This window comes from Streptomyces poriticola, from assembly GCF_036689765.1.
GTDB classification, from domain to species: Bacteria; Actinomycetota; Actinomycetes; order Streptomycetales; family Streptomycetaceae; genus Streptomyces; species Streptomyces poriticola.
The window spans coordinates 24,492-45,710 of record NZ_JBAGKH010000033.1 but is presented as its reverse complement, the minus strand read 5'-3'; the positions used below and the strand labels follow the sequence as shown (position 1 = coordinate 45,710).

16 protein-coding genes and 1 pseudogene are annotated in these 21,219 nt (G+C 72.6%); 14 read left to right on the top strand and 3 right to left on the bottom strand.

The window, feature by feature from the left end:
• The first annotated feature begins 116 nt into the window (after positions 1-116).
• The 10 genes from V5O46_RS27585 to V5O46_RS27540 all read left to right on the top strand — a co-directional run bounded on the left by V5O46_RS27585 (position 117) and on the right by V5O46_RS27540 (position 13,787).
• Entirely contained in the window at positions 117-1,718 is a 1,602-nt protein-coding gene (locus V5O46_RS27585; RefSeq protein ID WP_332887422.1) for a PucR family transcriptional regulator, read from the top strand.
• 303 nt (positions 1,719-2,021) lie between these two features.
• On the top strand, positions 2,022-3,467 hold the full coding sequence (locus V5O46_RS27580; RefSeq protein WP_332887421.1) for an aldehyde dehydrogenase family protein: 1,446 nt from the start codon (positions 2,022-2,024) through the stop codon (positions 3,465-3,467).
• 94 nt (positions 3,468-3,561) lie between these two features.
• The gene (locus V5O46_RS27575; protein ID WP_332887420.1) at positions 3,562-4,131 is read left to right on the top strand and encodes a hypothetical protein; all 570 of its coding nucleotides are present in this window, start codon (positions 3,562-3,564) and stop codon (positions 4,129-4,131) included.
• A 384-nt stretch (positions 4,132-4,515) separates the two neighbouring features.
• Complete coding sequence (locus V5O46_RS27570; protein ID WP_332887419.1) at positions 4,516-6,462, top strand: acyl-CoA dehydrogenase family protein; 1,947 nt, start codon at positions 4,516-4,518, stop codon at positions 6,460-6,462.
• 104 nt (positions 6,463-6,566) lie between these two features.
• Positions 6,567-7,823 carry a 1-deoxy-D-xylulose-5-phosphate reductoisomerase gene (gene dxr / locus V5O46_RS27565; RefSeq protein ID WP_332887418.1) on the top strand — a complete coding sequence of 419 codons (1,257 nt, stop codon included), beginning with the start codon at positions 6,567-6,569 and terminating at the stop codon, positions 7,821-7,823.
• An 8-nt stretch (positions 7,824-7,831) separates the two neighbouring features.
• Entirely contained in the window at positions 7,832-9,124 is a 1,293-nt protein-coding gene (locus V5O46_RS27560) for a M50 family metallopeptidase (RefSeq protein ID WP_332887439.1), read from the top strand.
• 204 nt (positions 9,125-9,328) lie between these two features.
• Positions 9,329-10,486 (top strand): flavodoxin-dependent (E)-4-hydroxy-3-methylbut-2-enyl-diphosphate synthase, encoded by a 1,158-nt coding sequence (gene ispG / locus V5O46_RS27555; protein WP_332887417.1) that lies wholly within the window; start codon positions 9,329-9,331, stop codon positions 10,484-10,486.
• Between the two features lie 97 nt (positions 10,487-10,583).
• Positions 10,584-11,432: a GNAT family N-acetyltransferase gene (locus V5O46_RS27550; protein WP_332887416.1), complete on the top strand. Its 849-nt coding sequence runs from the start codon at positions 10,584-10,586 to the stop codon at positions 11,430-11,432.
• A gap of 33 nt (positions 11,433-11,465) precedes the next feature.
• A complete protein-coding gene (locus tag V5O46_RS27545; protein WP_332887415.1) occupies positions 11,466-12,008 on the top strand; it encodes a GNAT family N-acetyltransferase in 543 nt (180 codons plus the stop codon).
• A gap of 75 nt (positions 12,009-12,083) precedes the next feature.
• A complete protein-coding gene (locus V5O46_RS27540) occupies positions 12,084-13,787 on the top strand; it encodes a proline--tRNA ligase (RefSeq protein ID WP_332887414.1) in 1,704 nt (567 codons plus the stop codon).
• 107 nt (positions 13,788-13,894) lie between these two features.
• Here the strand turns inward: V5O46_RS27540 and V5O46_RS27535 are convergent, their stop codons facing one another.
• Genes V5O46_RS27535 through V5O46_RS27525 form a run of 3 tightly spaced genes read right to left on the bottom strand, consistent with a single transcriptional unit; the run spans position 13,895 to position 15,824 of the window.
• Positions 13,895-14,797 (bottom strand): aminoglycoside phosphotransferase family protein, encoded by a 903-nt coding sequence (locus V5O46_RS27535; RefSeq protein WP_332887413.1) that lies wholly within the window; start codon positions 14,795-14,797, stop codon positions 13,895-13,897.
• Between the two features lie 59 nt (positions 14,798-14,856).
• Positions 14,857-15,321, bottom strand: coding sequence for a ferritin-like domain-containing protein (locus V5O46_RS27530; protein ID WP_332887412.1), 465 nt, complete (start codon positions 15,319-15,321; stop codon positions 14,857-14,859).
• A complete protein-coding gene (locus tag V5O46_RS27525) occupies positions 15,318-15,824 on the bottom strand; it encodes a hypothetical protein (RefSeq protein WP_332887411.1) in 507 nt (168 codons plus the stop codon). The genes V5O46_RS27530 and V5O46_RS27525 overlap by 4 nt, the downstream gene beginning before the upstream one ends.
• Positions 15,825-16,027: 203 nt before the next feature.
• Between V5O46_RS27525 and rimP the strand changes: the two genes are divergently transcribed.
• From rimP to infB, 4 genes and pseudogenes are all read left to right on the top strand, one after another.
• On the top strand, positions 16,028-16,549 hold the full coding sequence (rimP, locus tag V5O46_RS27520) for a ribosome maturation factor RimP (RefSeq protein ID WP_332887410.1): 522 nt from the start codon (positions 16,028-16,030) through the stop codon (positions 16,547-16,549).
• 2 nt (positions 16,550-16,551) lie between these two features.
• Positions 16,552-17,562, top strand: coding sequence for a transcription termination factor NusA (gene nusA, locus V5O46_RS27515; RefSeq protein ID WP_332887409.1), 1,011 nt, complete (start codon positions 16,552-16,554; stop codon positions 17,560-17,562).
• Between the two features lie 126 nt (positions 17,563-17,688).
• A pseudogene (locus V5O46_RS27510) lies at positions 17,689-17,958 on the top strand (YlxR family protein); the annotation flags it as partial.
• 175 nt (positions 17,959-18,133) lie between these two features.
• Positions 18,134-21,187 carry a translation initiation factor IF-2 gene (infB, locus tag V5O46_RS27505; protein WP_332887408.1) on the top strand — a complete coding sequence of 1,018 codons (3,054 nt, stop codon included), beginning with the start codon at positions 18,134-18,136 and terminating at the stop codon, positions 21,185-21,187.
• Positions 21,188-21,219 lie beyond the last annotated feature (32 nt).

The window sequence follows — 21,219 nt, the reverse complement described above, 5'->3', positions numbered from 1 at the left end:
CGGTCGCCGCGCCGACCGTACGGTGAGGCAGAATCGAACCAGGCCGTTCATACACGGCGGCCAAAAGATCTCCGATCGTGGCCATCGTCGCCACCTGCCGCAGACCTGAAGGCCTCATGCCCCCGACCCTCGCCTCGCTCGTCCACCACTCCGCGCTGAAGCTGACCGTGCGGGCGGGCGGGGACCGGCTCGACGCGCCCGTGCGCTGGGCGCACGCCAGCGAGCTCGCCGACCCCGTGCCCTACATGGAGGGCGGGGAGCTGCTGCTGATCACCGCGCTGAAGCTGGACGCGGAGGACCCCGAGGCGATGAGCCGCTATGTGCGGCGGCTGGTCGGCGCGGGGGTGGTCGGCCTCGGCTTCGCCGTCGGCGTCCACTACGAGGACATCCCCGAGGCCCTGGTGACGGCAGCCGAACAGGAGGGGCTGCCGCTGCTGGAGGTGCCGCGCCGCACCCCGTTCATCGCCATCAGCAAAGCCGTGTCCGCCGCGATCGCCGCCGACCAGTACCGCGCGGTGACCGCGGGGTTCGCCGCCCAGCGGGAGCTGACCCGGCAGGCGCTGACCGACGGCCCGGAGGGGCTGCTCGCCGCGCTCGCCGGGCAGGTCGACGGCTGGGCGGCGCTGTACGACGCCTCGGGCGCGGTCGTCGCGGCGGCGCCGGAGTGGGCGGGGCGCCGGGCCGCGCGGCTCACGGCGGACGTGCAGCGGCTGCGGGAACGGCCCGCCCCCGCCTCCGCCGTGGTCGGCGGATCCGAGGGGCCCGAGGACACCGACCGGGTCGAGCTGCACTCCCTGGGCACCTCCCGCAGGCCCCGCGCCGCGCTCGCCGTCGGCACCGCCGCCGCGCTCGGCACCGCCGAACGGTACGCCGTCCACTCGGCGGTGGCGCTGCTGACCCTGACCACGGAGCGGTCCAGGTCGCTGCAGGCGGCCGAGCAGCGCATCGGCACGGCGGTGCTGCGGATGCTGCTGGCGGGGGAGCCCGACCACGCCCGCGCGGTCGCCGGCGACCTCTACGGCGTTCTGCTGGACGCGCCGTTCCGGGTGATCGTCGCCGAGTCGGCGCCGGCGGCCGGCGATCCGCTCGCGGCCCTCGCCGACGTGGTGGAGTCGGCGGCCGCCCGCGCCGGCGAGGCGGTGCTCGCCGTCCCGGAGGGGGAGCGGCTGGTGGTGCTGGCCGCCGACGGGGGCGCGGCCGTCGGCGCCTGCACCGACCACGCCGCCGCCCTGGAGTCCGGCCGCCCGGCCCCCGGCACCGATCCGGGCCCCGGCAGCGGCGAGGAGGACGGACTGGTCGTCGGCCTGTCGGCCCCCACCGGGCCGATCGCCGCGTCGGCCGCGTACAAGCAGGCCGAGCAGGCGCTGTCGGTGGCCCGCCGCCGCGGGCGCGTCTGTGTGGAACACGAGCAGATGGCCGCCGGTTCCGTGCTGCCGCTGCTCGCCGACGACGCGGTACGGGCCTTCGCCGACGGTCTCCTGCGGGCGCTGCGCGAGCACGACGCGACCGGACGCGGCGACCTGGTGGCCTCACTGCGGGCCTGGCTGTCCCGCCACGGTCAGTGGGACGCGGCCGCCGCCGACCTCGGCGTGCACCGCCACACCCTGCGCTACCGGATGCGCCGGGTGGAGGAGATCCTCGGCCGCTCCCTGGACGACCCGGACGTACGCATGGAGCTGTGGCTGGCCCTGAAGGCCACGTCGTCGGACCGCGACTGAGCGCCCCGCCGGAGGCGCCGCGACATGCCGTCGCTCGTCTGCGGCGCCGTCGTGGCCGGTCGCGCAGGTCCCCGCGCCCCCTCAGGGCGATGCGGAACCGCAGGGGACTTCGCCCGACCTGCTGGGCCACCCGGCGACCGCCCGCGACCTCCATGACCGCGGCTCCCACCGAACCCTCGCCATTCCGGCGCACTGCCCGCCCCCACTACTACGCGCCGGACAAACCCCCGCCCGCCGCCGCGCACCTACCGTGGTGCCAGCAAGCCACGTACACCCTCAACGCGGAAGGGCCGGGACTCGAGAATGACTTCCACCCACGCCTTCTGGCTCGCCGGCCGCCAGGCCACCGGCGAGGACACCTTCGACGTCACCTCGCCCTGGGACGGCCGTCTCGTCGGCAGGGCGAGCGTCCCTACCGGCGCCCAGGTCGAGGAGGCGGTGGCCGCCGCGTACGGCGTACGGGACGAGTTCGCCGCCACCCCGGCCCATGTGCGCGCCGCCGCGCTGGACCACGTCAGCCGGCGCCTCGCCGAGCGCACCGAGGAGATCGCGCGGCTCATCTCCGGTGAGAACGGCAAGCCGATGAAGTGGGCGCGCGGCGAGGTCGGCCGCGCGGTGTCCGTCTTCCGGTTCGCCGCCGAGGAGGCCCGCCGCTTCAACGGCGGCGACGGCCAGCGGCTCGACACCGACGCGGGCGGGCAGGGCCGGCTCGCCCTCACCCGCCGCTTCCCCAAGGGCGTCGTGCTCGGGATCGCGCCGTTCAACTTCCCGCTGAACCTGTGCGCCCACAAGATCGCCCCGGCCATCGCGGCCGGCGCCCCGATCATCCTCAAGCCGGCCCCGGCGACCCCCCTCTCCGGCCTGATCCTCGGCGAGCTGCTCGCCGAGACCGAGCTGCCCGCCGGCGCCTGGAGCATCCTGCCGGTGCCCAACGACCGCATGCCCGCCCTGGTCCAGGACGAGCGGCTGCCGGTCATCTCCTTCACCGGCTCCGAGCAGGTCGGCTACGCGATCATGGACTCGGTGCCGCGCAAGCACTGCACATTGGAGCTGGGCGGCAACGGCGCGGCCGTGGTCCTCGCCGACTGGGCGAGCGACGAGGACCTGGACCGCGCCGCGCAGCGCATCGCGACCTTCTCCAACTACCAGGGCGGCCAGTCCTGCATCTCCGTGCAGCGCGTGATCGCCGACGCCTCGGTGTACGACCGGCTGCTGCCGCGCGTCGTCGCCGCGGTCGAGGCCCAGGTCACCGGCGACCCGAACGACGACAAGACCGACGTAGGACCGCTGGTCAGCGAGGACGCCGCCAAGCGGGTCGAGGCCTGGGTCGAGGAGGCCGTCGGGGCCGGCGCCGGCCTGGCCACCGGCGGCACCCGGGACGGCGCCTCCTACGCGCCGACCGTCCTGACCGACGTACCCGCGGGCACGACGATCGCCCGCGAGGAGGTCTTCGGACCCGTCCTGACCGTGCAGAGGGTCGCCGGAGAGGCCGAGGCCTTCGCCGCCGTCAACGACTCCAGGTACGGCCTGCAGGCCGGCATCTTCACCCACGACCTGCAGACCGCCTTCCGCGCCCACCGCGCCCTGGAGGTCGGCGGCGTCGTCATCGGCGACGTCCCCTCCTACCGCGCCGACCAGATGCCGTACGGCGGCGCCAAGCAGTCCGGCGTCGGCCGCGAGGGCGTGCGGTTCGCGATGGACGACTACACCTACGAGCGGGTCCTGGTCCTGACCGGCCTGGCCCTCTGAGCCGACCGGCACCGGGGCCGACGGCCCGAGCCCGCTGTGCGGGGGCTCGGGCCGTCCCGCAGGTGCTGCTCACGCAGTTGATAGCGTGATCGTCGTGGCAGAGCTGGAAGAGCTGGAAGAGCTGGTCCTGACCCCCGACGAGCGGGCCCGGGGGGTCCAGGTCGACAGTGTGATGTGGAGGATGGACTGGACCGGCGAGGACCGCCCGGGCCGGCTGGCGGCGTTCGTGGCTGGTCGGGTACGGGCCTTCGGGGTGGAGCCGGCAGACGTCGACACCACCGCCGTCTACCGGGCGGCCGAGACCGACCCGGCTCTGCGCCGCGGTGATTTCCCGGTCCGCCAGCTCGATCATCTCTCCGGTGTGCTGGCGGGTCTCGGCTGCACGCTCGCGGTGCGGGACAACGGCACCGACACCTACGAGATACTGGTCGCCCTGACCGGTGAGCGTGAGCTGACCGGGTTGGTGCACCAAGGCCGCCCGGTGCGGGCCTGGGACTCGGAACCCGAAGAGACCCTGGTCAGCCTGGACTGCCCGAGCTGCTCGGAAATGCTGGTCTGGCAAGTGCCGGTGGGCCGGAACCTGGCCGACGAGCGCTGCGACTGCGGAGCTCCGCTGTTCGACGCCACGGGCCGCCCACTGCCCGACGTCACTCTCCACGCCTGAGCCCGGAGCTCACCCTCGGCCGTTACCCGACCTGCTGGTCCTGGTCCGCTCCCGCGACCGCCGCCGAAGACGCCACCGCGATCACCGCCACGCAGCTCCGCGAGGTCGTCACCCGATCGGAGGCAGGGCGAGGGGACCACTGTGCGAGGGCTCGGGCCGACCGCGTCCGCGCGGACTCCGCACGGCCCAGGGGATCCGGCGACGGGACGGTCATGCGCCGGAAACCCCCACCGGTCGGCCGAACGGCGCACAAAGGGTGGTGCGTCTCCCGGGAATCGGGTACATACGATCGAGTAGCACCGACTAGTAACGTACGCCCGCAACTTCCCCCGAAGCGATCTTTCCGGGCGTACACCCATCACGATTCGCGGCGAGGTGAGCCTCATGTCCGCACCACCCACCCCGTCCTCCCGGCCCTCCGTCACCGAACGGGAGGCGCGCCAGGTGGCGGAGGCGGCCCGGGAACAGGACTGGCGCAAGCCGAGCTTCGCCAAGGAGCTGTTCCTCGGCCGCTTCCGCCTCGATCTCATCCACCCGCATCCGCTCCCCGACGACGAAGACGCCCAGCGCGGCGAGGAGTTCCTCGCCAAGCTCCGCGACTTCTGCGAGACGAAGATCGACGGGGCCGTGATCGAGCGGGACGCACGCATCCCCGACGAGGTGATCACCGGGCTGAAGGAGCTCGGCGCCCTCGGCATGAAGATCGACACCAAGTACGGCGGCCTCGGCCTGACCCAGGTCTACTACAACAAGGCCCTGGCCCTGGTCGGCTCCGCCAACCCCGCGATCGGCGCGCTGCTCTCCGCGCACCAGTCGATCGGCGTACCGCAGCCGCTGAAGATGTTCGGCACCCAGGAGCAGAAGGACACCTTCCTGCCGCGCTGCGCCCGTACCGACATCTCCGCCTTCCTGCTGACCGAGCCGGACGTCGGCTCCGACCCGGCCCGCCTCGCGACCACCGCGGTACCGGACGGCGACGACTACGTCCTCGACGGGGTGAAACTCTGGACCACCAACGGTGTCATCGCCGACCTGCTCGTCGTCATGGCCCGGGTTCCGAGGTCCGAGGGGCACAAGGGCGGCATCACCGCCTTCGTCGTCGAGGCCGGCTCCGAGGGCATCACGGTCGAGAACCGCAACACCTTCATGGGCCTGCGCGGACTGGAGAACGGCGTCACCCGCTTCCACCGGGTCCGGGTTCCCGCCGCCAACCGCATCGGCCCCGAGGGCGCCGGTCTGAAGATCGCGCTGACCACCCTGAACACCGGCCGGCTGTCGCTGCCCGCGATGTGCGCCGGCGCCGGCAAGTGGTGTCTGAAGATCGCCCGCGAATGGTCGGCGGCGCGCGAGCAGTGGGGCAAGCCGGTCGCACTCCACGAGGCGGTCGGCTCCAAGATCTCCTTCATCGCGGCCACCACCTTCGCCCTGGAGGCGGTCCTCGACCTGTCCTCCCAGATGGCCGACGAGGACCGCAACGACATCCGCATCGAGGCCGCCCTCGCCAAGCTCTACGGCTCCGAGATGGCCGGCCTCATGGCCGACGAACTGGTCCAGATCCGCGGCGGCCGCGGCTTCGAGACCGCCGCCTCCCTCGCCGCCCGCGGCGAGCGCGCGGTACCCGCCGAGCAGCTCCTGCGGGACCTGCGCATCAACCGCATCTTCGAGGGCTCCACCGAGATCATGCACCTGCTGATCGCCCGGGAGGCCGTCGACGCCCACCTCTCGGTCGCCGGCGACCTCATCGACCCCGACAAGTCCCTGTCGGACAAGGCGAAGGCGGGCGCGAACGCCGGTGTCTTCTACGCCAAGTGGCTGCCCCGGCTGGTCGCCGGACCCGGACAGCTCCCGCGCTCCTACGGCGAGTTCCACCCCTCCGGCCATGTCGACCTCTCCGGCCATCTGCGCTACGTCGAACGCACCGCCCGCAAGCTCGCCCGCTCCACCTTCTACGCCATGTCCCGCTGGCAGGGCCGGATGGAGACCAAGCAGGGCTTCCTGAGCCGGATCGTCGACATCGGCGCCGAACTGTTCGCGATGAGCGCCTCCTGCGTCCGCGCCGAACTGCTGCGCAGCCGCGGCGAGCACGGCCGCGAGGCGTACCAGCTCGCCGACGCCTTCTGCCACCAGTCCCGCATCCGCGTCGAGGAGCTCTTCGGCCGCCTGTGGACCAACACCGACGACCTCGACCGCAAGGTCGTCAAGGGCGTGCTCTCCGGCACCTACGAGTGGCTGGAACAGGGCATCGTCGACCCCTCCGGCGACGGCCCCTGGATCGCCGAGGCCGCCCCCGGCCCCAGCACCAAGGAGAACGTCCACCGCCCCATCAGGTGAGATCCGCCTGAGACACACCCCCCGCGTCCCTCGGGCGGGCGCCACGCCACCCGCCCGAGGGACGCGCTGTCCTGCCGGGGAAGGGGAGCGGCAACAATGGGGGGATGAGCGACAGCCCATCCCCCCTCGCCGACCCGCACCTCGTCTACGACCCCGTGGCGGGCGACGGCCCCAAGGACGTCGTGATCCTCGGCTCCACCGGGTCGATCGGCACCCAGGCCATCGATCTCGTCCTGCGCAACCCGGACCGCTTCCGGGTCACCGGCCTGTCCGCCAACGGCGGCCGGGTCGCCCTCCTCGCCGAGCAGGCCCACCGGCTGCGGGCCGGCATCGTCGCGGTGGCCCGAGAGGACGTCGTACCGGCCCTGCGCGAGGCCCTGCGGGCCGAGTACGGCGCGGGGGAGCCGATCCCCGAGATCCTCGCCGGCCCGGACGCGGCCACCCGGCTCGCCGCGACCGACTGCCACACGGTGCTCAACGGCATCACCGGCTCCATCGGACTCGCCCCGACCCTGGCCGCCCTGGAGGCGGGCCGCACCCTCGCGCTCGCCAACAAGGAGTCGCTCATCGTGGGCGGCCCGCTGGTCAAGGCCCTCGCCAAGCCCGGCCAGATCATCCCCGTCGACTCCGAGCACGCCGCTCTCTTCCAGGCGCTCGCCGCCGGCACCCGCGCCGACGTGCGCAGACTGGTCGTCACCGCCTCCGGCGGGCCGTTCCGCGGCCGGACCAGGCAGGAGCTGGCACTCGTCACAGTCGAGGACGCGCTCGCCCACCCCACCTGGGCGATGGGCCCGGTGATCACGATCAACTCCGCGACCCTCGTCAACAAGGGCCTGGAGGTCATCGAGGCGCACCTCCTCTACGACATTCCCTTCGACCGCATTGAGGTCGTCGTGCATCCCCAGTCGTATGTTCACTCGATGGTGGAGTTCACGGACGGATCGACCCTGGCGCAGGCGACGCCCCCGGACATGCGGGGCCCGATCGCCATCGGTCTCGGCTGGCCCGAGCGGATCCCCGACGCGGCCCCGGCCTTCGACTGGAGCACCGCTTCGACCTGGGAGTTCTTCCCCCTCGACAACGAGGCGTTCCCCTCGGTGAACCTCGCCCGGCACGTCGGCGAGCTCGCGGGAACCGCCCCGGCGGTGTTCAATGCCGCCAACGAGGAGTGCGTCGAGGCGTTCCGCTCCGGCGCGCTGCCGTATCTCGGGATCATGGAGACCGTCACCCGGGTCGTCGAGGAACACGGCACCCCGGCCACGGGAACCTCGCTCACCGTCGCGGACGTCCTCGAAGCGGAGGCCTGGGCACGCACCCGGGCCGGGGAACTGGCGGCTCGGACGGCGGAGGCCCGTGCATGACGACCCTGATGTTCATCCTCGGCATAGTCGTCTTCGCGGTCGGCCTGCTGTTCTCGATCGCCTGGCACGAGCTGGGGCACCTCTCCACGGCCAAGCTCTTCGGCATCCGCGTGCCGCAGTACATGGTGGGTTTCGGCCCGACCCTGTTCTCGCGGAAGAAGGGCGAGACCGAGTACGGCATCAAGGCCATCCCGCTCGGCGGCTACATCCGCATGATCGGCATGTTCCCGCCCGGTCCCGACGGCAGGATGGAGGCCCGCTCCACCTCGCCGTGGCGCGGCATGATCGAGGACGCCCGCTCGGCGGCCTTCGAGGAGCTCCGGCCCGGCGACGAGAAACGCCTGTTCTACACCCGCAAGCCGTGGAAACGGGTCATCGTGATGTTCGCGGGCCCGTTCATGAACCTGATCCTCGCGGTCGTGCTGTTCCTCATCGTGCTGATGGGCTTCGGCATCTCCCAGCAGACCACCACGGTCAGCTCGGTCTCCCAGTGCGTCATCTCGCAGAGCGAGAACCGCGACGAGTGCACCGGCTCCGACCCCGCCTCCCCGGCCGCCGCGGCCGGCCTCGAGGCGGGCGACACCATCGTCGCCTTCGACGGGGTCCGCACCACCGAGTGGAACCGGCTCTCCGACCTGATCCGCGCCCACCCCGGCGAGACGGTCCCGATCGTCGTCGAGCGCGGCGGCCAGGAGGTCACCCTCACCGCCACCATCGCCACCAACCAGGTCGCCAAGAAGGACGCCGCCGGCCAGATCGTCCAGGGCGAGTACGTCACCGCCGGCTTCCTCGGCTTCAGCGCCGCCACCGGCATCGTCAAACAGGACTTCGGCCAGTCCCTGACCTGGATGGGCGACCGGATCGGCGACGCCGTCGACGCGCTGGCCGCACTGCCCGCCAAGATCCCCGCCCTGTGGGACGCGGCCTTCGGCGACGGCCCGCGCGAACCCGACTCCCCGATGGGCGTCGTGGGCGCGGCCCGGGTCGGCGGCGAGATCTTCACCCTGGACATCCCGCCCACCCAGCAGCTGGCCATGGCCGTGATGCTGGTGGCCGGCTTCAACCTCTCCCTGTTCCTGTTCAACATGCTCCCGCTGCTGCCGCTGGACGGCGGCCATATCGCGGGCGCCCTGTGGGAGTCGCTGCGCCGGAACACGGCGAAGGTGCTGCGTCGCCCGGACCCCGGTCCGTTCGACGTGGCGAAGCTGATGCCGGTGGCGTACGTGGTGGCCGGGATCTTCGTCTGCTTCACCATCCTGGTGCTGATCGCGGACGTCGTTAACCCGGTCAGAATCTCCTAGACATCAGGCATCGGCGGCGGCCCGGCAGGCCGGTCCTCCGGGCCGCCGCCCTTCGAGCGGGTTCACCGGGCGACGGGGTCCCCCCGCCGAGCGTATTCGAGGTGGGGGAGTGCCCCCCGACGACGCCGGTGCCGTAATCTCGAAGCCCGGAGCCCGCTGCTGACGGGACCGGGCCTTGAACCACGACTTGGGGTTGCACAGCAGATGACTGCGATTTCACTCGGCATGCCGTCCGTTCCGATCACGCTCGCCGAGCGCCGGAAGACCCGGCAGATCCAGGTCGGATCCGTCGCGGTCGGCGGAGACGCCCCCGTGTCCGTGCAGTCGATGACGACGACGCGTACGTCGGACATCGGCGCCACGCTGCAGCAGATCGCGGAGCTCACCGCCTCCGGCTGCCAGATCGTGCGGGTCGCCTGCCCGACGCAGGACGACGCGGACGCGCTGGCCACCATCGCCCGCAAGTCGCAGATCCCGGTGATCGCCGACATCCACTTCCAGCCGAAGTACGTCTTCGCCGCGATCGAGGCGGGCTGCGCGGCCGTGCGTGTCAACCCCGGCAACATCAAGCAGTTCGACGACAAGGTCAAGGAGATCGCCAAGGCGGCCCGCGACCACGGCACCCCGATCCGGATCGGCGTCAACGCCGGCTCGCTGGACCGGCGGCTGCTGCAGAAGTACGGCAAGGCCACCCCGGAGGCGCTGGCCGAGTCCGCGCTGTGGGAGGCCTCCCTCTTCGAGGAGCACGGCTTCCGGGACATCAAGATCTCGGTCAAGCACAACGACCCGGTCGTCATGATCGAGGCCTACCGGCAGCTCGCCGAGCAGTGCGAGTACCCGCTCCACCTGGGCGTGACCGAGGCCGGCCCGGCCTTCCAGGGCACCATCAAGTCCGCCGTCGCCTTCGGCGCGCTGCTCTCCCGGGGCATCGGCGACACCATCCGCGTCTCGCTGTCCGCCCCGCCCGCCGAGGAGGTCAAGGTCGGCATCCAGATCCTGGAGTCGCTGGGTCTGCGCGAGCGCGGTCTGGAGATCGTCTCCTGCCCGTCCTGCGGCCGGGCCCAGGTCGACGTCTACAAGCTGGCCGAGGAGGTCACGGCCGGTCTGACCGGCATGGAGGTCCCGCTCCGGGTCGCCGTCATGGGCTGTGTGGTCAACGGCCCCGGCGAGGCCCGCGAGGCCGACCTGGGTGTCGCCTCCGGCAACGGCAAGGGGCAGATCTTCGTCAAGGGCGAGGTCATCAAGACCGTTCCCGAGTCCAAGATCGTGGAGACGCTGATCGACGAGGCGATGAAGCTCGCCGAGCAGATGGAGCAGGACGGCGTCGCCTCCGGCGAGCCCTCCGTCTCCGTCGCCGGCTGATCCACCGCCCGCCACCCGCGCCGTCCCAGGGGCGGCGCGGCTTATTCTCGACAGGTACAGTGCGGAGACCAGCAGACCTTTGGGTGAGGCCCCGCACGTGTTGACGCAGACCACCTCCCGGGTCCTCGAACCGAGCGACCTGGACGCCGCGCTCGCCGTACTCGACCGCGAGCCGGTCGCCAACGCCTTCGTGGCCGCCCGGGTCCAGCTCGCAGGCCTCGACCCGTGGCGGCTCGGCGGCGAGATGTGGGGCTGGTACGAGGACGGCATGCTGACGTCCCTGTGCTACGCCGGGGCCAACCTCGTGCCCATCTGTGCCACCCCGCGCGCCGTCCGCGCCTTCGCCGACCGGGCCCGCCGGGCCGGCCGCCGCTGCTCCTCCGTCGTCGGCCCCGCCGAGCCCACCGCCCAGCTGTGGCGGCTCCTCGAACCACACTGGGGTCCGGCCCGCGAGGTCCGTGCCCACCAGCCGCTGATGGTCACCGACCGCATGCCCGCCGACATCGCCCCGGACCCCTACGTCCGGCGGGTCCGCAAGGACGAGTTGGAGATGATCATGCCGGCCTGTATCGCCATGTTCACCGAGGAGGTCGGCGTCTCGCCGCTGGCCGGCGACGGCGGTCTGCTCTACCAGGCCCGGGTCGCCGAACTCGTCGGCTCCGGGCGCTCCTTCGCCCGCTTCGACAGCGACGGCCGCGTCCTCTTCAAGGCCGAGATCGGCGCCGCGACCGACCGCGCCTGCCAGATCCAGGGCGTCTGGATCGCCCCCGAACACCGCGGCCAGGGCCTGGCGGCGCCGGGCATGGCCGCGGTGCTGCGCTACGCGCTCGCCGACGTGGCCCCGGTGGTCAGCCTGTATGTCAACGACTTCAACACCGCGGCCCGGCGGGCCTACCAGAGGGTGGGCTTCCAGGAGGTCGGCGCTTTCATGAGCATCCTGTTCTGAACCCGCCCCAGGGGCGCGGGGTAGGCTCCCGGCATGGACCTCGTCATCGGCCCCCTCGAGCTGTCGGCCCACGTCGACGAGGCCCTGTCCATCCAGGCGGCGGCCTTCGGACTCGGCGCCGACGAGATCGCCGTACGCCGCCAGATCGTCCTGCGCCACATGACCTTCCCGGGCGCCCGGGCGCTCGGTGCCACCACCTCCGACGGACGCCTCGTCGGGTTCGTGTACGGCATGCCCAACGACCGCACCCACTGGTGGTCCACCGTCGTCGAGCCCTACCTCCGCGCCCACGGCAACGACGACTGGCTCGACGGCTCCTTCGTCATCACCGAGCTCCACGTCCACCCCGGCCACCAGAACCTCGGCATCGGCCGCGCGCTGATCACCACCGTCACCGACGGCGCCGCCGAGCCCCGCTCGATCCTCTCCGCCATCGACACCGACAGCCCGGCCCGCGCCCTGTACCGCTCCCTCGGCTACCGGGACCTCGCCCGGCAGGTCCTCTTCCCCAGTGCTCCCAAGCCGTACGCGGTGATGGGCGCGCCGCTGCCGCTGCGCAGGCGACAGCGGACGTAACCGATTTCCGCCACCACCGACCGCCCGGCTAACCTCGTCTGCCATCACCCTTACGCAGCAGGAGATACGAGAACCATGGCGAACGCACCGGTCCAGCGCATGTCCCAGTTGATGGCGAAGACGCTGCGCGACGACCCGGCGGACGCCGAGGTCCTCAGCCACAAGCTGCTCGTCCGCGCCGGATACGTCCGGCGCACCGCCGCCGGCATCTGGTCCTGGCTGCCGCTCGGCAAGAAGGTGCTGACCAACGTCGAGCGGATCGTCCGCGAGGAGATGGACGCCATCGGCGCCCAGGAAGTGATGCTCCCCGCGCTGCTGCCCAAGGAGCCCTACGACGCCACCGGCCGCTGGGACGAGTACGGCCCCGAGCTGTTCCGGCTGCAGGACCGCAAGGGCGGCGACTACCTGCTCGGCCCCACCCACGAGGAGATCTTCACGCTCCTGGTGAAGGACCAGGCGTCCTCCTACAAGGACCTGCCGGTCATCCTCTACCAGATCCAGTCCAAGTACCGCGACGAGGCCCGCCCCCGGGCCGGCATCCTGCGCGGCCGCGAGTTCCTGATGAAGGACTCCTACTCCTTCGACACCGCCGACGAGGGCCTCGCCGAGTCCTACGCCCTGCACCGGCAGGCCTACCAGCGGATCTTCGAGCGCCTCGGCCTCGACTACCGCATCTGCGCCGCCACCGCCGGCGCCATGGGCGGCTCCAAGTCCGAGGAGTTCCTCGCCCCGGCCGAGGCCGGCGAGGACACCTTCGCCGACTGCCCGAACTGCGACTTCGCCGCCAACACCGAGGCGATCACCTACCAGCTGAAGCCGGCCGACCCCGCCGGTCTGCCCGCCGCCGAGGACATCCCGACCCCGGACACCCCCACCATCGAGACCCTCGCCGCCTCCCTCGGCGTCCCGGCCTCCGCCACCCTGAAGAACCTCCTGGTCAAGGTCGACGGCGAGATCGTCGCCGTCGGCGTCCCCGGCGACCGCGAGGTCGACATCGACAAGGTCGAGGCCCACTTCGCCCCCGCGGTCGTCGAGATGGTCACCGAGGCCGACTTCGCCGCCCGTCCCGACCTGGTCCGCGGCTACGTCGGCCCGCAGGGCCTGGGCGACAAGGTGAAGTACCTCGCCGACCCGCGGGTGGCCCCCGGCACCGCCTGGATCACCGGCGCCAACAAGGCGCACACCCACGCGAAGAACGTCGTCGCCGGCCGCGACTTCGAGGTCGACGCGTACGTCGACGTGGTCGTCGTCCAGGAGGGCGACCCCTGCCCGAACTGCGGCACCGGCCTCAGGCTGGACCGCGCCATCGAGATCGGCCACATCTTCCAGCTGGGCCGCAAGTACACCGACGCCCTCAAGCTGGACGTCCTCGGCCAGAACGGCAAGCCGGTCCGCGTCACGATGGGCTCCTACGGTGTCGGCGTCTCCCGGGCCGTCGCCGCCCTCGCCGAGCAGCACGCCGACGACAAGGGCCTGGTGTGGCCCGCCGAGGTCGCCCCGGCCGATGTCCACGTGGTCGCCGCGGGCAAGGCGCTGCAGACCGAGCTGGCCCTCGACGTCTCCGGCAGGCTGGCCGCCGCCGGTGTCCGCGTCCTGGTCGACGACCGGGCCGGGGTCTCCCCGGGCGTGAAGTTCACCGACGCGGAGCTGGTCGGTGTGCCCACGATCCTGGTGGCCGGGCGGCGCTCCGGCGAGGGCGTCGTCGAGCTCAAGGACCGCCGCACCGGCGAGCGCGAGGAGCTCCCCGTCGACGAGGCGATCGCCCGCCTGACGGCCTGACGCGCAGGTCCGCGGCTAGGCCGCCGAGGCCGGCCAGCCGACGTGGCGGCGCAGGCCGAATGCACCAGGGGCGCCCGCGGCCGACCGCGGGTGCCCCGGGCATTCCTTCACAACCAGCTCGCGAACTCCAGCAGCAGCTCCGCGTCCTGCTCCCGCCCCACCCGGCGGGCCCGCACCCCCGACTCCACGGCCCGGAACAGCGTCCAGCCGCGCAGCCGCTCCTGGTCCACCTCCAGCGACTCCGCCAGCCGCTTCACCCGCCGCCGCGTCGTCGCGGCACCGGACGGCTGCGCGATCAGGTCCTCCACCCGGTCCCGCACCAGCCGGGCCAGGTCGAAGGCGCTCTCGCCGACCACCGGGTCGGGCCCCACCGCCAGCCACGGCATCCGCTCGGCGGCGAGCACCTTGCTCTGCCGGAACGTGCCGTGCAGCAGCAGCCGCTCCGGCGGCGCCGCCAACAGCTCCTCACGGACAGCGAGCGCCGCGTCCACCAACGGCGCCACCTCCGGATCGGTCTCCGACCGGGCGCGCATCGCCGCCGCCTGGCGCCCGGTCCGCACCTCGACGGTCTCGAAGGGATGACCGGCCGGCGGCTCCACCCACAGCCGGCGCAGCGTGCCCGCCGCCTCCAGCAGCGCCCGGGACTCCGGCAGCGAGCGCACCGACACATCCGGATGCAGCCGCTCCAGCAGCAGCACCCCCTCGGTGGCCCCGCTCGCGCCGAGCAGCTGTACGGCGCCCAGGCCGCCCCAGTGCGCCAGCGCCGCCCGCTCGCTCTCCGGACGGGCCCGGGGCGGGGCCAGCTTCAGCACCGCGGGGGTGCCGTCCGGCGTGCGCACCAGCACCACCAGGCTGCTGCGCCCACCGGGCACCTGCACCCGCTCGACCGTCAACTCGCGTAGCGCCACGGCCTGCTGCGCCGTCTCCGGCAGCTTCTCCAGCCAGTCGGCACCGTCCGGTGCCGTCTCACCGAGCGCCCTGACCAGACGCCGCGGCGGTTCGAAAGCCATGCGCGAGTCGTTCCCTTCCCGTACGGGATCCCCGTACGTGTGGTGCGTGTGGCGTGCTCCTACGCCGCCGGGGTCGCCGGCGGCGACGGCGCGGCCGACCGCTCGGCGAGCCCAGGGAAGGCTACGCTGCCGCCCCGCCAGCGCACCGCGCGGACCGCCGCCTCCCGCAGCGCCGCCGCCGCGTGCTCCCGGCGCTCCCCCTCGGCCGCCCGCACCAGGTCGGAGTAGACCCCGGCCACCCGGTCCTCCAGCCGTGCCGCGAACCGCACCGCCGCATCCGGGTCCGGCACCGGGAACGGCAGCGCGTACCCGGCCGCCGCCGCGACCGGCTCGCCGTCCAGGTCACGCACGGCGCGCGCCAGCGCATCCCGCCGCGCACGATGGGCGTCGTACCCCGCCCGCGCCTCCTCGCGCCGCTCCTCGCCGATCCGGCCCCCGACCACTCCGTAGCCGTACACCGCCGCATGCTCGGCCGCCAGCGCCGCCTGGAGGGCGTCCAGCACCCGGTCTCTCGCCTCGCTCACCCGTCACCCTCCGTCAGCAGATACGCGTGCGCGGCACCGGCCGCCGCCACCGACGCCAGCAGCCGCGCCAGCTCGCCCGGCACCTCCAGCAGCGCCTTGGCCCGGCGGTCGGCCAGCGCGCGTTCGCCGGCGGCCAGTTCCGCGAGCGCGGCCCGCTCCTCGCCGGGCACCGCGGCCGCCGCCGGGGCGCCGGCCGCGGCCGCCCGTACCGCCCCGAACGCCTCCGCGTGCCGGACCGCCTCCTCCCGCAGCGGGCGCAGCCGCTCGGCCAGCCCCGGATGCGCGGCGATCACCGCGTCGTAGCGGGCCACCAGACCTTCGCTGTCGCGAGCGGCACGCGCGCGTGCCCGCTCGGCAGCAGGCGGACTGCCGCCGGTGGCATCGGCCCCGGAGCCGCCGGAGCAGCCGGCCAGCGCGGCGGCCGAGGCAGCCACGGCGGCCGAGGCGAGCAGCGTCCTTCTGCGCGGCCCCGGGGGCAGGCGCGGCGATGAGGGGAACGGCACGGCAGACGTCCTCGGGTGGCTCGAACGGAAGGGCGGAGGCAAGCGGGCACGACGCCCGCGATCACGGTACCCGGGCGGCGATCCGGCACCACTCATCGGCACCGCAGCGGCCGGGTGGACGGCAACACCCTCCGCGACCGGATACCCTTTGACCAGACACGCGACCATCCCACAACAGCACACGCGGCCGAGGAGTCACCCGGATGAGCACCACCCAGAGCGAGAGGCTGCGAGAGCTCCTGGAACCCCTCGTCAGTTCCCAGGGCCTGGACCTCGAGGAGATCGCGGTGGACTCGGTCGGACGCAAGCGTGTGCTGCGCGTCGTCGTCGATTCCGACACCGGTGCCGACCTGGACCGGATCGCCGATGTGAGCCGTGCGCTCTCGGCGAGGCTCGACGAGAGCGACGCGATGGGCGAGGGGGAGTACACCCTCGAGGTCGGCACCCCGGGCGCGGAGCGACCGCTCACCCAGCACCGGCACTACGTGCGCGCCACCGGCCGCCTGGTCGCCTTCCAGCTGACCGACGGCGGCGAGCTGGTGGCCAGGATCGAGCAGGTCGACGACGACGGCGTCGACGTCGAGGTGCCCGGGGCCAAGGGCCGCAGGCCCACCGCGCGCCGGCTCGCCTTCGCCGGCATCGCCAAGGCCCGGGTCCAGGTCGAGTTCAACCCCAAGAAGAGCAACAAGGACCGCAAGGACAGCAAGGAAGCGGAGGAGGCGTAGCCGTGGACATCGACATGAGTGCCCTGCGGGGCTTGGTTCGGGAGAAGGAGATCTCCTTCGACCTGCTGGTCGAGGCGATCGAGTCGGCCCTCCTCATCGCCTACCACCGCACCGAGGGAAGCCGTCGGCACGCGCGCGTGGAGCTCAACCGGGACACCGGCCACGTGACCGTGTGGGCGAAGGAGGACCCCGAGGACCTCGAAGAGGGCCAGGAGGCCCGCGAGTTCGACGACACGCCGTCGGGATTCGGCCGGATCGCCGCCACCACCGCCAAGCAGGTCATCCTGCAGCGGCTGCGCGACGCCGAGGACGACGCGACGCTCGGCGAGTACGCGGGCCGTGAGGGCGACATCGTCACCGGTGTGGTGCAGCAGGGCCGCGACCCGAAGAACGTGCTGGTCGACATCGGCAAGCTGGAGGCCATCCTGCCGGTGCAGGAGCAGGTCCCCGGGGAGACCTATCCGCACGGCATGCGGCTGCGCAGCTACGTGGTCCGGGTCGCCAAGGGCGTCCGCGGACCGTCGGTCACCCTGTCCCGTACGCACCCCAATCTGGTGAAGAAGCTCTTCGCCCTGGAGGTGCCGGAGATCGCCGACGGGTCGGTGGAGATCGCCGCGATCGCTCGTGAGGCCGGTCACCGCACCAAGATCGCCGTCCGGTCCGTCCGGTCCGGGCTGAATGCCAAGGGCGCCTGCATCGGCCCCATGGGCGGCCGGGTCCGCAATGTGATGGGCGAGCTGAACGGCGAGAAGATCGACATCGTCGACTGGTCGGACGACCCGGCCGAGATGGTGGCGAACGCGCTGTCCCCGGCTCGCGTCTCCAACGTGGAGGTCGTGGACATGGCGGCCCGGTCCGCGCGGGTGACCGTGCCGGACTACCAGCTGTCCCTGGCGATCGGCAAGGAAGGGCAGAACGCCCGGCTCGCGGCCCGACTGACCGGCTGGCGGATCGACATCCGCCCCGACACCGAGCAGCCGTCCGATCAGCCGTCCGAGCAGCCGTCCGCGTAGCCGGCGGACGGCCGCCGGGGAATGCATCCAAGCCGCGAGCCGTTGAGATCACGACAGGATGAGCGCGGCAAGTGTTCGATCCTTGCCCCAAAGGGGTGAGGTCGGTCCGGGGAGGTAGACTGAAGGGTGTCTGGCCGGACGCGTGCCCGCGCATGCCCTGAGCGCACCTGTGTGGGGTGCCGGGAGCGAGCGGTCAAGGACGAACTGCTGCGCATCGTGGCGATCGAGGGCGACTGCGTCCCCGATCCTCGCGGTACGCTGCCCGGTCGGGGTGCATATGTACACCCCACCACGGTCTGTCTCGACCAGGCGGTCCGCCGCCGGGCGTTCCCGCGGGCGCTGCGCGTCCCGGGCGCGCTCGACGTAAAGGCGTTGCGTCACCACGTCGAGCAGGCACAAGGTTGCGATGCGCAACATGGTAAGGAAGACGTGCCGCACGGAACCCCGTGCGGCCTGGTACCTCGCGAGTCGAAAGCAGGTCGAGATTGCGATGAGCACTCGATGAGTACGCGATGAGTACGCCCATGAACTAGCGACGGTCCGGCCGCAACCCGGACCTCAAAGGAGCGAAGTGGCTAAGGTCCGGGTCTACGAACTCGCCAAGGAGTTCGGCGTGGAGAGCAAGGTCGTCATGGCCAAGCTCCAGGAGCTCGGTGAATTCGTCCGTTCGGCGTCTTCGACGATCGAAGCGCCCGTAGTACGCAAGCTGACCGACGCCTTCCAGCAGGGCGGTGGCAACGGCAGGTCCGCCGCCAAGCCCGCCCCCCGGAAGGCCGCCCCCAAGCCTGCCGCGCCCCAGGCGCAGGCCGGCACCTCCCGCGCCGCCAAGCCGGCGGGGGACCGTCCGGCTGCCCCGAAGCCGGGCGCACCCAAGCCCGCGGCCCAGCAGCCGTCGGCTCCGTCCTCCCCGTCGGCCCCCGCGCCGGCCCCCGGCCCGCGTCCGACGCCGGGTCCCAAGCCCGCGCCGCGTCCGGCTCCGTCGGCTCCGGAGTTCACCGCTCCGGCCGCCTCCGCGGCTCCGGCGTCCCCGGCCGGGCCGAAGCCCGGCGCGCGCCCCGGTGCCCCGAAGCCCGGGGCCCGTCCGTCCGCGCCCGGCCAGGGTCAGCAGGGCGGCGGTCAGGGGCGTTCCGGTGGTCAGGGTGCACGTCCCGGCGGCCAGTCGCCGCGTCCGGGTGCCCGTCCGTCCGGTCCCCGTCCGGGTAACAACCCGTTCACCTCCGGTGGCAACGCCGGTATGGCGCGCCCGCAGGCGCCCCGTCCGCAGGGCGGTCCGCGTCCGGGCGGTCCCGGTGGTTCCGGCGGCCCGCGTCCGCAGGCCCCCGGCCAGGGCGGCGGTCCGCGTCCGCAGGCTCCGGGCGGACAGCGTCCGACCCCGGGCTCGATGCCGCGTCCGCAGGGCGGCGGTGCCCGTCCGGGCGGCGGTCCCGGCGGCCCGCGTCCGAACCCCGGCATGATGCCGCAGCGTCCCGCCGCGGGCCCGCGTCCCGGCCCCGGTGGCGGCGGCGGCCGTGGCCCGGGCGGAGCCGGCCGTCCCGGCGGCGGTGGCCGTCCGGGTGGCGGTTTCGCCGGTCGTCCGGGTGGCGGCGGCGGTGGCCGTCCCGGCGGTGGCGGCGGCGGTTTCGCCGGCCGTCCCGGTGGTGGCGGCGGCGGTCGTCCCGGCTTCGGTGGTCGTCCCGGTGGTCCGGGCGGTCGCGGTGGCACGCAGGGCGCCTTCGGCCGTCCCGGCGGTCCGGCCCGTCGCGGCCGCAAGTCGAAGCGGCAGCGGCGCCAGGAGTACGAGGCCATGCAGGCCCCGTCGGTCGGCGGCGTGATGCTGCCTCGCGGCAACGGCGAGACCATCCGCCTGTCGCGCGGTGCGTCGCTCACCGACTTCGCGGAGAAGATCAACGCCAACCCGGCGTCCCTCGTCGCGGTCATGATGAACCTCGGCGAGATGGTCACCGCGACCCAGTCCGTCTCCGACGAGACGCTGGAGATCCTCGCCGGCGAGATGAACTACACGGTTCAGATCGTCAGCCCCGAGGAGGAGGACCGCGAGCTTCTCGAGTCCTTCGACCTGGAGTTCGGCGAGGACGTCGGCTCCGAGGAGGACCTGGTCGTCCGTCCGCCGGTGGTGACCGTCATGGGTCACGTCGACCACGGCAAGACCCGCCTGCTCGACGCCATCCGCAAGACCAACGTCATCGCGGGCGAGGCCGGCGGCATCACCCAGCACATCGGTGCCTACCAGGTCACGACCGAGGTGAACGAAGAGGATCGCAAGATCACCTTCATCGACACCCCGGGTCACGAGGCGTTCACCGCCATGCGTGCCCGCGGTGCGAAGTCGACCGACATCGCGATCCTGGTCGTCGCCGCCAACGACGGCGTCATGCCGCAGACGGTCGAGGCGCTCAACCACGCCAAGGCCGCCGACGTCCCGATCGTCGTCGCGGTCAACAAGATCGACGTCGAGGGCGCCGACCCGACCAAGGTGCGCGGTCAGCTGACCGAGTACGGCCTGGTGGCCGAGGAGTACGGCGGCGAGACGATGTTCGTCGACATCTCCGCCAAGCAGGGTCTGCACATCGACAGCCTCCTGGAGGCCGTCGTCCTCACCGCGGACGCCTCGCTCGACCTGCGGGCCAACCCGAAGCAGGACGCGCAGGGCATCTCGATCGAGTCCCGGCTCGACCGCGGCCGCGGTGCCGTGGCCACGGTGCTGGTCCAGCGCGGCACGCTGCGGGTCGGCGACACCATGGTGGTCGGCGACGCCTACGGCCGCGTCCGCGCGATGCTCGACGACAACGGCAACAACGTCGCCGAGGCCGGCCCGGCCATGCCGGTCCAGGTCCTGGGTCTGACCAACGTGCCGGGCGCGGGTGACAACTTCATCGTGGTCGAGGAGGACCGTACGGCCCGCCAGATCGCGGAGAAGCGCGCCGCCCGCGAGCGGAACGCCGCGTTCGCCAAGCGCACGCGCCGGGTGTCCCTGGAGGACCTGGACAAGGTGCTCAAGGCCGGCGAGGTCCAGCAGCTGAACCTGATCATCAAGGGCGACGCTTCCGGATCCGTCGAGGCCCTGGAGTCCTCCCTGCTCCAGCTGGACGTCGGCGAAGAGGTCGACATCCGCGTCCTGCACCGCGGCGTCGGTGCGGTCACGGAGTCCGACATCGACCTGGCGATGGGCTCGGACGCCATCGTGATCGGCTTCAACGTGCGCGCGGCCGGCCGCGCGCAGCAGATGGCCGAGCGCGAGGGCGTGGACGTCCGCTACTACTCGGTCATCTACCAGGCGATCGAGGAGATCGAGGCGGCCCTCAAGGGCATGCTCAAGCCGGAGTTCGAGGAGGTCGAGCTCGGTACGGCGGAGATCCGCGAGGTCTTCAAGTCGTCCAAGCTGGGCAACATCGCGGGTGTTCTCATCCGCTCCGGCGAGGTCAGGCGGAACACCAAGGCCCGCCTGCTGCGCGACGGCAAGGTCGTCGCGGAGAACCTCACCATCGAGGGCCTGCGCCGCTTCAAGGACGACGTCACCGAGATCCGCGAAGGCTTCGAGGGCGGTATCAACCTCGGAAACTTCAACGACATCAAGGTCGACGACGTCATCGCGACGTACGAGATGCGCGAGAAGCCGCGCGTCTGATCGCCGCGCGGTACGTGGTGGCCGGCGTGACC